Genomic DNA, 11,740 nt, shown 5'->3' on the forward strand with positions numbered 1-11,740 from the left:
TGGTTCGCCCGCCGCCGATCCGCGCGCTGGAAAACGCAAAAGGCGCACAGCATTCCGCTGTGCGCCCCCGGTGACGGACCCGATCAGATCGGGTTGACGTCCGCGACCAGCCAGCGGCTGCCCTGCTTCTCCAGCGACACCTTCAGGCGGCTCTGGATGTAGGAGCCGGTGGCGGGATCCTTGCCCACGCTCTTCTGGTTGAGGAAGACCATCACGTCGGCCTTGTCCGCGCTCGCCGACAGCACGCCGGTGGCCTGAATATTGGCGGTGACGACCAGCTCTTTCTCCTTGGCGGACTTGGAGATGTTCTCCGAGACCACCTTGTTCCAGTCCTGCTTGAAGTCCGGCGTCATATCGTCGGTGACCTTGGCCATCTGCTGATCGACCGACTGGTAGCTGTAGCCGAACATGCCGTCCACGGCCCGGCGGGCCACCACCACGGAATCGTCACGGGCGGACTCGGATTGGCGTTCCTGCCAGGCCAGGTAGCCGGTCACGCCGGCGGCGGTGAGGCTGGCGACCAGCAGCACCGCGGCGCCGATCAGCACATACAGATCGATCTTGCGCTTCACAGCACCATCTCCATTCCGGTGACCGAGAGCTTGTCGCCGTCCTTGGCGATGGTCACCCGGAAGCGGTACTGGCGCTGCTGTTCGCCCTGCACGCCGGTGTTGGTGAGCAGCTGCTTCACGCCGACCAGCACGATGGCGGAGTGATCGTCCGAGCTCTCCAGCGCGGCGCCGACGACTTCACCCTTGACCTTGACCTGGGCCTTCTGGATGAGTTCGGCGAAACCGTCCTTGCGCTTGGCCAGGTCGGCGGCGAAGTCGCCCGAGGTGACCTCGAGCGCCTTGGCGAAATCCGCGCCCGCGGTATCGCCGTTGACATTGACGATGGTCGTCATGGCCTTGGACGCGAACTGCACGTACTCGGTGCGCTGCGCCTCCAGGTCGGCGGCCTGATTGCGTTCGTGGACAAAGAATCCGGTCGCGGCCAGCGCCACCACGGCCAGCACCGCGCACGCCGTCGCGAGCACCTGCATCCACCGGGAACCGGAAGCCGAAGCGACTGCGGGCGCTTCGGTTTCCTCGGCTTCGGCGGCTTCGGCGGCGTCCCCGGCTGCCGCGGGGGCCTTCTCGAGCTTGACGGTCTCAGCCGCCGCGTCCTCATGCTGCGGCGTTGCCGCCTCCGCGGTGGCCGCCACATCGGCCGCCGCGGATTCGGTAGCGGCCGGGGCCTTCTCGGCCACCGGCACCACGGTGTCGAGCACCGGTGAGGTGGTACCCCCCTCTTCCGGCGGCGGTCCTTCCGAACGCACCGCGCGCCGCCGAGTACGGGTTGTCACCCCACTGGTTTCGCTCATTTCATCTGCTCCTGAACCATTGCCGTCAAACTTGCCGGGACCACTCCGGACCCGTCCGGACCGATATTGCCCATCCGGTACGTGCGGTTGTCCGGTCCGAGCACGGTCCCGGTCTTGGGATCGTACGACCGGGTTTCCAGCGATGCGGGTTGTGTCCCACTGGCCGCTCCGGAGGTCCCTCCGGAGTTAGCGCCCGGGTTGCTCGATGCGGCACCGGGGGCGTCCTTCTGGAAGGGTAGCGGCATATCGCCCTCGGGAACATAGCCGTTCGGGTCGCGGCACAGCTCCGGGGTGGGCGCGCGCCGGCCCGGGTACTCCATGCAGGGCGTATTGCGGATACCGCGCACCGCGTAGGGCGCGTTCTGCGGGGCCTTGCAGTAGAGATTGTCCGGGGTCGCCGGGGCATCGCGCATGGACGCGTCGCGCCGGTCGTTCGGCGAGAGGAAGCCGACGGTGCAACCGACCGGATCGTTCAGCGAGACCATGAAGTCCACCATGGCGCCGTATTCGATGGGCCCGCCCGTGGCCGCGGTCAGCAGCCCCGCGATCAACGGCGGGAACACCACGAGCAGCTGTTCGATGCTGGGGTTGTAGATCGAGCTGACCTGCCCCACGCTCACCAGATTGCGGGCCAGCAGCGGCAGCGTCGGCTGCAAGTCCTGGAACAGCTGGGTGGCGGTGGCGGCGGTGCCGGGCGTCTTGCGCACGACATTGCGCAGCGCCGGATCATGTTCGCGCAGTTGATCGGTGAGCGTCGCCAGGTCCGCGGTCCAGCTGCGGATGTTCGCGTCGGACTGCACCTGGGTGTCGAGCAGCGGGCCGATCTTCTCGATCAGATCCTTGGTGGCCTGGGTGTTGTTCTTGGCCTCCTGCACCAGCAGGCTCGCCGAGTCCAGGAACCGCTGGAGGTCCGGCCCGGCGCCGTTGAACGCCTTGAAGGCATCGTCGATGACCTGGCGCAGTTTGGTGTCCGCGACGCTGTTGAGCAGCCGGTCGGTCTGATCGAGCAGGGTGCCGACATCCTGCGGCAGCTTGGTGCGCTCGACCTCGATCACCGATCCGCCGGAGAGGTTGCCGCCCTTGGGATTCTCGGCCGGGACCAGGTCCACGTACTGCTCGCCGACGGCCGACACGCTGCGCACCCAGGCGTCGACATCCTTGGGAATCTTGTAGTCGCTGTCGATGACGAGCTCGGCGTCGACGCCCTTCGGGGTCAGCCGGACCTCTTTCACCTTGCCCACATTGGTGCCGCGGAAGGCGACATTGGCGTGCTCGTAGAGTCCGCCGGTGGCGGCCAGCTTCACGGTCACGTCGTAGACGCCCACCCCGAAGGCCGCCGGAAGTTGCACGTAGACAACGGTCATCACGGTCAGGCCGATGACGGTCAGCACGGAGAAGATTGCCAGCTGGATCTTGACGAACTTGGTGAGTTTCACTGTCCACTCCCTTGCGGCACGGTGATGCCCGGGATGGCGGGCAGGCCGGGCACCGCCCCGACGCCGGGCAGGGTCGGCGTACCGGCCGAATTGGGCTGGAACGGAGCGGTTCTCGGGTCGACGGGCGCGCCGTCGGTGCCGCCGATCTGCCCCACCACGCCTTCCACGCCGGTGCCGCGCGGACCGAGCGCGGTGCCGGTGAAGAGGTTCTTCTGGAGGCGGGCCACGGTGAGGTCGTAGACGATCTTGACGTTCAGGTAGTCGCCGCGCACCGCGCCGTCCAGCGAATGCATCGGGAACGGGAAGGTGAGCAGCATGCCCAGCGCCAGGGTCAGATTGCTGCCCGTATTGGCGATCTGCTCCAGGGTCGGCCACAGGTTGGCCAGGTTCTGCTTCAGCGCGCCGTTGTCGTCGGCGACGAACTTCGACACCACATCGCTCAGGCTCGCCAGCGAGGTCAGCGCATTGGTGATGTTCTCGCGCCGGTCCGCCAGCACGGTCAGCGCCGGATGGATATTGTCGATGGCCGAGGCCAGTTTGTCCTGCTGCTGCGCCAGGATCCCGGAGAACCGGTCCAGCCCGCCCATCGCGGCGATGATGTCCTTGGTCTGCCCATCGAGGGTGGTGACCAGGGAGTTCAACTGCGGCAACAGATCCCGGATGGCATCGGTGCGCCCGCTGAACGCCTTGTTCAGCTCGCCGGTGATGTTCTCCAGCTGGCTGATGCCGCCGCCGTTGAGCACCACCGACAGCGAGGAGAGCGTCTGCTCGGTGGTCGGGTAGGCCCCGGCCCGCTCCAGTGGAATGGTGTCCCCGGCCTTCAGCTCGCCGGTGGCCGGCGTGTCCGCGGGCGCGGCCAGTTCCAGGTGATTGGAGCCGAGCAGCGAGGTCTGGCCGATCTTGGCGGTGGCATTGGCGGGCAGCTTGACGCCCTTCTCCAGGCTCACGGTGACCAGCGCGTGCCAGCCCTCGACATCGATCCCGGAGACGGTGCCGACGGTGACGTCGTTGACGCGAACCGGCGAATTACGGGTCAGCGTGGTGACATTCGGCATCTGGATCTTGACTTCCCAAGCGCCGTCGCCGGTTCCGGCCGCACCGGGCAGGGGCAGGGAGTTGAGCCCGTCCCATTCACAGCCGGTGGTGCCGAGCGCGATGGCCACGCCGATCGCCAGTCCGGCGACCCGCTTGCGTCCCCCTACGGTTCTCATTTGTTGCCTCCCGGAACCGCCAGGTCCGCAAGGGATCCCGGCACGCTGACCTGTCCGGCCCGCTGCGCGAGCTCCGGGGTCGAGTAGGTGATCTGGTCGGGGGTCGCCCCCGCGGCGGTGGCGGGACTCAGCATGAACGGCAGGTAGTTCATGGTCATGTTGGAGAGCGCGGGCCCGAGGGTCTGCGCGCACAGGTCGGCCGACTTGTCCGAGGATTCCCGGGCCGCCGCCCGCACCGAACCGCACAGGAAGCTCAGCGGATCGGCGAAGTTGGTGAGCACCGGGTAGCCGGTGAGGCTGCCGGTATTGGGCTTGTAGAGCTGGTAGAAGTTCACCAGCGCGGTGGGGCCGGAGTGCAGCAGGCGCTCCAGCTGCGGCCGCTTCTCCACCAGGATGCCGGTGACGTCGGTGAGCTTTTGCAGGTCCTCGGTGAGCGCGCCGCCGCGGCTGTCGATGAAGCGCTTGACGTCGTCGACCGCGATATCCAGATTGTCCAGTCCCGCACCGAGATCGGCGGAGACGTTGGCCAGCACATTGGCGACCGAGGCCAGCTTGCCGCCGAAGCTCACGATCTGGTCGTTGCTCTTGGAGAGCACGTCCACGAACTGCTGGAGATTGCGGATGGTGGCGAACAGGTCGGTGCGGCCGTCCGAGAGCGTCCCGAGGGCGGCGGAGAGTTCCTTCAGCGTCGAGCGGAAGGCCTCACCGTTACCGTCGAGGTTGTTCGCGGCGGTGTCGACGAAGCGCCCGAACGAGCCCTGCTGGTCCTGGCCCACCGGGCCGAGAGTGGTTGCCAGCTTGGAGAGTTCGGCCTTGATGTCGTCCCACTCCACCGGAATGGCGGTGCGCTCGATGGGAATCGAGCCGCCGTCGTTCAGCTTGGCGCCGCCGGTGTAGGCCGGAGCCAGCTGGATGAAGCGCGCGGACACCAGCGACGGCGAGATGATCACGGCCTTGGCGTCGGCGGGCACGTCGATGCCGCGGTCCAGGGGCATCTTGACGGTGACCCGGTCCTTGCCCGGTTCCACCGAGTCGATCTTGCCGACCTTCACCCCGAGGATCCGGATGTCGTCGCCGGCGTACAGGCCGCTGGTCGAGGGGAAGTAGGCGGTCACCTGCTTGGTGCCGACCTTGGTCGCCGCGGAGTAGCCGACCGCGACCAGGATCGCGATCAGGGCCAGCGCGATGCCGATCTTGGCGCCGCGGGGCAGTTTTCCGAGGTTCGTTCGCACGGCGTTCATTTCTGCGGTCCGACCTTTCCCTGGGAGAGGCCGAGGGTGCTCAGCATGTTCTTCAGCGCGTCCGGCACGTTCTCCGGCCAGACCATGGCATCGACCAGCACCTCCAGTGACGAGGAGGAGAAGTTGGAGATGTAGGCCTGGAAGTAGGGGCCGGAGCCGACCTGTTCACCCAGCGCGCCCGCGTACGGGCCCACCGCGTCGAGCGCTTCCTTGAGGTCCTGCTGGTTGCGCTGCAAGATGCCCAGCACCGAATTCAGCTTGTCCAGAGTCGGTTTCAGCTCGGCCTCGTTGTCGTTGACGAAACCGGTGAGCTGCTTGGCCAGCCCGTTCACGTAGACGATGAGCTGGCTGAGCGCGGCCTTGCGGGCATCCAGCTCGGTGAAGAGCGAATTGCCGTCCACCAGCAGCGAATTGACCTTGGCGGCCCGGTCCGAGAGCACATGGGTGACGCCCTGCGCCTTGCTCAGCAGATCGGTCAGCGCCTGATCGCGGGTGTTGATGCTGCGCGAGAGCGCCGAAATGCCGTCCAGCGCATTGCGCAAGGGCGCGGGGGTGTCGGCGAAGGTCGCCGACAAGGTGTCCAGGGTCTTGTTGACCTGGTCCATGTCCAGGTCCTTGACCGTGTTGGACAGATCGCCGAGCGCGTCGTTGAGCGAGTACGGAGAGGTGGTGCGCTCCAGCGGAATCGGATCGTTCTTGGTGAGCGTCCCGCCGCCGTCCGGAGTCACCTCCATCGACTTGCGGCCCAGCACCGTATTGGTCTTGATGGCCGCGGAGGTCTTGGTGCCCAGCGGAATCGACTCGTCGAGGGTGAAGCGCACCTTCACCTTCGCGCCGTCCAGCTTCACCTCGTCTACGCGACCGGACTTCACGCCGGCGACCTGCACGTTGTCGCCGGCGACCAGGCCGCCGGCATCGGCGAAGTAGGCGATGTACTCGGCGCCGGAGCGCACGAACGGGAGCCGATCGAATTGCAGGGAGGCCAGCGAGACGGTCACGGCCAGCACGATGCCGAGGACGCCGATATTGGCCGTGGACAAACGGTTCGTCTTCATGACTACTTGGCGCACCTTCCGTAACCCATCTGACCACCGGGGGTGCTGACCAGGAGCGGCTTACCGTCGGGGCCGTCGATCATGATGTCGGTGCCGCAGACGTAGATGTTCAGGAACGAGCCGTAGGAGCCGATGCGGACCAGCTTCCGGTAGGACTCGGGCAGGTTCTGGATCAGCCACTCCAGCTCGTCGCCCTGATCGTCGAGAGCCGTTGCGGTGCGGCCCAATTGCTGCACGGTGCTCTTCAGATCCGGCCGGGCCGCCTGCAACAGCGCGGTGAGATCGCCGGTGGCGCCGGAGATCCGGGGAATCGCGTCGCCGATCGGGTCCTTGTCGGCGGCCAGGCCGCTGACCAGGCGCTGCAATTCGTCCAGCGTGGTGCCGAAGGCTTCGTCCCGCTCGTCGATGGTGCCGAGCACCGTCTTCAGGTTCTCGATCACGCTGCCGATCAAGGCATCTCGTTCGGCCAGGGTCTTGCCGAAGGAACCGCCGCTGTTCAGCAGCGACACCAGCGTGCCGCCCTGCCCCTGGAACACCTGCATCAACGCCTCGGTGAGATCGTTGACCTGGGTCGGATCCAGACCGCGCAGCAGCGGTTTGAACCCGCCCAGCAGCATGTCCAGATCCAGTGCGGGCTTGGTGTTGTTCGTGTCGAGGGTGCCGCCGGACTTCAGGGTCTTGGTGTCACCCGAGCCCTCCATCAGCTCCAGATACCGGTCCCCGACCAGGTTCTCGTAGCGGATGGTGGCCTTGGTGCTGGTGTAGAGCGTGTACTTGCGGTCCACGTCGAAGTCGACGTGCGCCAGCTTGTCCTTGCCCACGTAGACCTTGTTGACCGTGCCGACCGGCACCCCGGCGATGCGCACCTTGGACCCGGGCAGCATGCCCGAGGAGTTGGTGAACACCGCGTGGTAGCCGTTCTCGCGGGAGAACCGCATCTGGCTGAAGATCACCCCGAGCATGGCCAGCACGAGCACCATGACGAGGGTGAACAGACCGAGCTTGACGGTCACCGCACGCGGTTTGAACTTCACTTCTTCACCCCCGGGATGCCGCCGAACAGCCACTCGAACACATTCGAATTGAAGTGCGGGACGGTAACCGGCTGGAAGACCGTGCCCTCGGAGGTGTCGGTGACGTAGTACTTGGCGTTCTGGCCGGGCACATTGTCGAGCACGCCGGTGCAGTTCGGGCCGCCGGTGGCATTCACCTTCGGCAGATCCTGCGGGTACTTGTACGGTTCGCCGCCGGGCATGACGCCGGCGTTCATCGTGACCGCGGGGTACCGGCCGCCGAAGATGTCGTCCACGATCGGCATATTCGAGCCCAGGCCGACGATGGTGCAGAAGATGGCGGAACGGTATTCGTACAGCGTGCCCGTGGTCGGCTTCAGCAGATTGAGCGCCTGCGCCAGCGGCGCACCGGTCTCGTTCAGGATCGGCGTGGCCGTGTTCGACAACCCGGTCAGCTCCAGCAGCATGCTGTCCAGCTGCCGCTGCTCGGCCACCAGGGTGGCCGCGGTGACCTGGGCATTGTCGGTGGTACGCAGTAGATCCGGCACGGTGTCGGCGTAGGTGCCGGTGACGGCGGTGGTCTTGCGCAGATCGTCTTGCAGGGTGGGCAGGCTCGGGTTGATCTCGCGCAGCATCTCGTCGGCGTTCACCAGCGTCTGGCCGAGCTGATCACCACGGCCCTGGAGCGCCGAACCCAGCGCGGTCAGGGTGGCGTTCAGCTTCTCCGGCTCGACCTTGGCGAGCACATCGCCCAGGTGCTGGAAGATGGTGTTGAACTCGACGGTCACCGCGGCGGCCTGCACGGTCGAACCCGCGTGCAGCGAATCCTTCGAGGCGTTTTCCGGCGCAACGAAATTGATGTACTTGGCGCCGAACACGGTGGTGGATCGGATATCCACCACGGCGTTGGCCGGCACCATCTTCAATTTGTCGGGGTCGAGCGCCAATTCGATATTCGCGCCCTGGGAAGTATTGGTAATTCCCGAGACTTTCCCGATTTCGACGCCCCGGATCTTCACCTTGGCGTCGGGGTCCAGCACCAGGCCGCTGCGCGGGGCCGCGACGGTCACCTTGACGGTGTTCTCGAAACCGCCGGCGAACATCACCAGGCAGATCGCCACGGCGCCGACCAGGCCCAGCACCAGGCCGAGCCCGGCCAGCTTGACGACCCAGCCCTGTTCGAGAGTTCGCTTGGGCCTTGGTTTTTGCGCGAAGGCCGGGCCGATCTGGCCCGGGCCCATGTCACTTGAAGTCACCAGTCGCCGCCCTACCCGGAGAGATGGAAATTGCCGGAGGTGCCGTAGATGGCCAGCGAGATCAGCAAGGTCACCATGACGACCGCGATCAGAGAGGCGCGCACCGCGTTGCCGACGGCCTCACCGACGCCGACGGGGCCGCCGGCGGCGTGGTAGCCGTAATAGGTGTGGATCGCCATGACGGCCAGCGCCATGAAGATGGCCTGACCGAACGACCACAGGATGTCGCTGGGGATCAGGAAGGTCTCGAAGTAGTGGTCGTACACACCGGCCGACTGACCGTAGATGCCCACTGTCGCAAAGCGACTCGCCAGGAAGGAGGCGATCACCGCGAGCGAGTACAGCGGGATGACCGCGATCATGCCCGCCAGGATGCGGGTGCCGACCAGGAACGGCACCGGCCGGATGGCCATCACCTCGAGGGCGTCGATCTCTTCGGAGACGCGCATGGCGCCCAATTGTGCCGTCGTACCGGCGCCGAGCGTGGCCGCCAGGCCGATGCCCGAGATAACCGGCGCGGCGATGCGGACGTTGATGAAGGCGGCGAAGAAGCCGGTGAGGGCCTCGACGCCGATATTGCCGAGCGAGCTGTAGCCCTGCACGGCGATGGTGCTGCCGGCTGCCAGGGTGAGGAAGCAGACGATCACGACGGTGCCGCCGATGACCGCGAGAGCGCCTGTGCCCATGGAGATCTCGGCGATCAGCCGGATGGTCTCGGTGCGGTAGTGCACCAGCGCCTTGGGCACCGAGGCGATCGACTGCGCGTAGAAGACCGCGTGCTTGCCGATCGAGTCCAGGCGGTCCGAGAAGCGTTGAAAACGCCGGGTCACCTTGGGGAAACGAGATTGGATCACGAATGCCATCTGATCACCGCGCCGTGAACTTGATACTGATGGCGGTGACCACGACATTGATGACGAACAGGGCCATGAAGGCGAAGACGACGGTCTGGTTCACCGCGTCGCCGACGCTCTTGGGCCCGCCCTTGACGTTCAGGCCCAGGTAACAGGCGACGAGTCCGGCGACGAGTCCGAACAGCATGGCCTTGACCTCGGAGAAGACCACCTCGGGCAGATGGGTCAGCAGCGTGATGCCGTTGACGAAGGCGCCCGGGTTCACGTCCTGCAAGAAGACCGAGAACAGGAACCCGCCCAGGATGCCGATGGTGGAGACGAGGCCGTTGAGCATGGCCGCCACGAACATGGAGGCGAGCACGCGGGGAACCACCAGGCGGTGCACCGGGTCGATACCCAGCACGCGCATGGCGTCGATCTCTTCGCGGATGGTGCGCGCGCCGAGGTCGGCGCAGATGGCGGTGGCGCCCGCGCCGGCGACGATGAGCACGGTGACCATCGGGCCGATCTGGGTGATGGAGCCGAAGGCCGCGCCCGCGCCCGAGAGGTCCGCTGCGCCGATTTCGCGGAGCAGGATGTTGAGGGTGAAGCTCACCAGCACGGTGAACGGAATCGCGACCATGAGTGTCGGAAACATGGACACCCGTGCGATGAACCAAGCCTGATCGATGAATTCCCGTCGCTGAAACGGGGGCCGTACCGCGGCGCGAGCGACATCGCCGGCGAGTTCGAAGAACCCTCCGACCGCCCGCAGCGGTACGGCAAGGACTTCATTCATTCCCGCTATTCCTCCTGCCCCTGCCTAGCTATAGCACCCGAGATCAGAATGTGATCTCGGTCCCGCTCCAAGATTAGAACACGTTCTCGTGCCATCCGGGAAGGGTTCGATAGTTTTGAACAGGGAATCTTTCTGAACTTTTGACCAGTTTCCAGAACGTGTTCACCCCAGAAGCAGCGTCAGACCGGTGCCACCTTTGTGAGCCGCCACACATAGTTGATCCCCATTCCTACCAACGATCGACCGCTTGATCAACCGCAGGGGCGGGGGCACGCGCCCCCACCGACTGAAGTTAGGACGAACTAACCGAGATCCATCAGCGATGACGCGGAAAACGTGGCAGCCGAAGGACGTTCGGCGAAATAACCACCCAGCGATGCGGCCAGACCCTCGCGGGACCATTCACCCTCGGTGTCGAAACGCTGCTCGACCACCGGGGCGGCCATCAAAGCCACCATCGGACCATAGACGACGAAGAGCTGTCCGTTGATCGACTCGGCCGCAGGCGAGGCCAAATATCCCACCAAGTGGGCGACATGGTCGGGCGAGAGTGGATCGATGCCGTCCTCGGGGGCGGCCGAGAAGACCTTCTCGGTCATGGCGGTGCGGGCGCGCGGGCAGATGGCGTTGGCGCGCACGCCGAAACGCGACAGGGCGCGCGAGGCCGACAGGGTCAGCGCGGTGATACCGGCTTTGGCGGCACCGTAATTGGCCTGCCCCTCGGGACCGAGCAGACCCGCCTCGGAGGAGGTGTTGACGATGCGGCCGTAGACCGGGCCGTCGGCCGCCTTGGACTTGCCCCGCCAGTAGGCGCCCGCATTGCGGGTCAGCAGGAAGTGGCCGCGCAGGTGCACGGCGATCACCGCGTCGAAGTCCTCGTCGGACATGTTGAACAGCATCTTGTCCCGGGTGATCCCGGCATTGTTGACCACGATGTCCAAGCGGTCGAAGGTGTTCTCGGCGGCGGAGATCAGGGCGTCGGCGGTGGATCGCTCGGCAATGCTGCCGGCCACGAATTCGGCCTTCACGCCCAGCTCGCGAATATCGGCGAGGGTTGCGGAGACCGCGTCGTTCTCGGCAAGGTCGTTGACGATGACCGAGGCGCCGGCCCGGGCCAGTTCGAGGGCTTCGGCCCGGCCCAGCCCGGCGCCCGCGCCGGTGACGATCGCTACCCGGCCGGCAAGACTTACATCAGAATCGCTCACCGGCCCGACTCTAGAACGTGTTACACCCAGCGAGCAAGGCTGGCGTCAGACGATCTTCAAAGCCGCCTTCGGGCACTGGAGCACGGCATCGCGGACATCGTCCTCGAGTTCGGCCGGGACCTCCTGGCCGATGATGTGCAATTGGTCGTCATCATCGAGTTCGAACACGTCGGGGGCGTATCCGACACAGATTCCGTTCGCCTCGCACTGGTCGAGATCGACGGTGACCTTCATAGCTGACTCCTTAACCACAGGTGTTGGCCAACCCTAACAAGCGGAGGCCGCACCGGATAGGAAGTCAACCCTCATTTGCTGGCCATACTGGAAC

General features: G+C 65.8%; 12 protein-coding genes. All 12 read right to left on the reverse strand.

All coding sequences use genetic code 11. The features are described 5' to 3' along the window. Positions 1–83 precede the first annotated feature (83 nt). Positions 84–572, reverse strand: a complete 489-nt coding sequence (locus NI1_RS14715) for an Rv1363c family protein (protein WP_067820031.1) — start codon at positions 570–572, stop codon at positions 84–86. Next, positions 569–1,363, reverse strand: a complete 795-nt coding sequence (locus tag NI1_RS14720) for an Rv1363c family protein (protein WP_157535124.1) — start codon at positions 1,361–1,363, stop codon at positions 569–571. The genes NI1_RS14715 and NI1_RS14720 overlap by 4 nt, the downstream gene beginning before the upstream one ends. After that, positions 1,360–2,799, reverse strand: a complete 1,440-nt coding sequence (locus NI1_RS14725; RefSeq protein ID WP_067820037.1) for an MCE family protein — start codon at positions 2,797–2,799, stop codon at positions 1,360–1,362. Before NI1_RS14725 ends, NI1_RS14720 begins: the two co-directional genes overlap by 4 nt. Continuing rightward, positions 2,796–4,010, reverse strand: a complete 1,215-nt coding sequence (locus tag NI1_RS14730; protein WP_067820040.1) for an MCE family protein — start codon at positions 4,008–4,010, stop codon at positions 2,796–2,798. The genes NI1_RS14725 and NI1_RS14730 overlap by 4 nt, the downstream gene beginning before the upstream one ends. Then, the gene (locus NI1_RS14735; protein ID WP_067820043.1) at positions 4,007–5,251 is read right to left on the reverse strand and encodes an MCE family protein; all 1,245 of its coding nucleotides are present in this window, start codon (positions 5,249–5,251) and stop codon (positions 4,007–4,009) included. Before NI1_RS14735 ends, NI1_RS14730 begins: the two co-directional genes overlap by 4 nt. Continuing rightward, positions 5,248–6,306 carry an MCE family protein gene (locus NI1_RS14740; protein WP_067820046.1) on the reverse strand — a complete coding sequence of 353 codons (1,059 nt, stop codon included), beginning with the start codon at positions 6,304–6,306 and terminating at the stop codon, positions 5,248–5,250. Before NI1_RS14740 ends, NI1_RS14735 begins: the two co-directional genes overlap by 4 nt. A 2-nt stretch (positions 6,307–6,308) precedes the next feature. Beyond that, positions 6,309–7,340 carry an MCE family protein gene (locus tag NI1_RS14745; protein WP_084523214.1) on the reverse strand — a complete coding sequence of 344 codons (1,032 nt, stop codon included), beginning with the start codon at positions 7,338–7,340 and terminating at the stop codon, positions 6,309–6,311. Then, positions 7,337–8,575 carry an MCE family protein gene (locus tag NI1_RS14750; protein ID WP_245663226.1) on the reverse strand — a complete coding sequence of 413 codons (1,239 nt, stop codon included), beginning with the start codon at positions 8,573–8,575 and terminating at the stop codon, positions 7,337–7,339. The genes NI1_RS14745 and NI1_RS14750 overlap by 4 nt, the downstream gene beginning before the upstream one ends. Before the next feature lie 11 nt (positions 8,576–8,586). After that, positions 8,587–9,438 carry an MlaE family ABC transporter permease gene (locus NI1_RS14755; protein WP_067820049.1) on the reverse strand — a complete coding sequence of 284 codons (852 nt, stop codon included), beginning with the start codon at positions 9,436–9,438 and terminating at the stop codon, positions 8,587–8,589. Positions 9,439–9,442: 4 nt separating this feature from the next. After that, positions 9,443–10,207 carry an MlaE family ABC transporter permease gene (locus NI1_RS14760; RefSeq protein WP_067820052.1) on the reverse strand — a complete coding sequence of 255 codons (765 nt, stop codon included), beginning with the start codon at positions 10,205–10,207 and terminating at the stop codon, positions 9,443–9,445. Positions 10,208–10,509: 302 nt separating this feature from the next. After that, complete coding sequence (locus NI1_RS14765) at positions 10,510–11,412, reverse strand: 3-oxoacyl-ACP reductase (protein WP_218026748.1); 903 nt, start codon at positions 11,410–11,412, stop codon at positions 10,510–10,512. Between the two features lie 45 nt (positions 11,413–11,457). Further along, positions 11,458–11,646 (reverse strand): ferredoxin, encoded by a 189-nt coding sequence (locus NI1_RS14770; protein ID WP_067820057.1) that lies wholly within the window; start codon positions 11,644–11,646, stop codon positions 11,458–11,460. Positions 11,647–11,740 lie beyond the last annotated feature (94 nt).

It is taken from the genome of Nocardia inohanensis NBRC 100128, assembly GCF_001612945.1.
GTDB lineage: Bacteria > Actinomycetota > Actinomycetes > Mycobacteriales > Mycobacteriaceae > Nocardia > Nocardia inohanensis.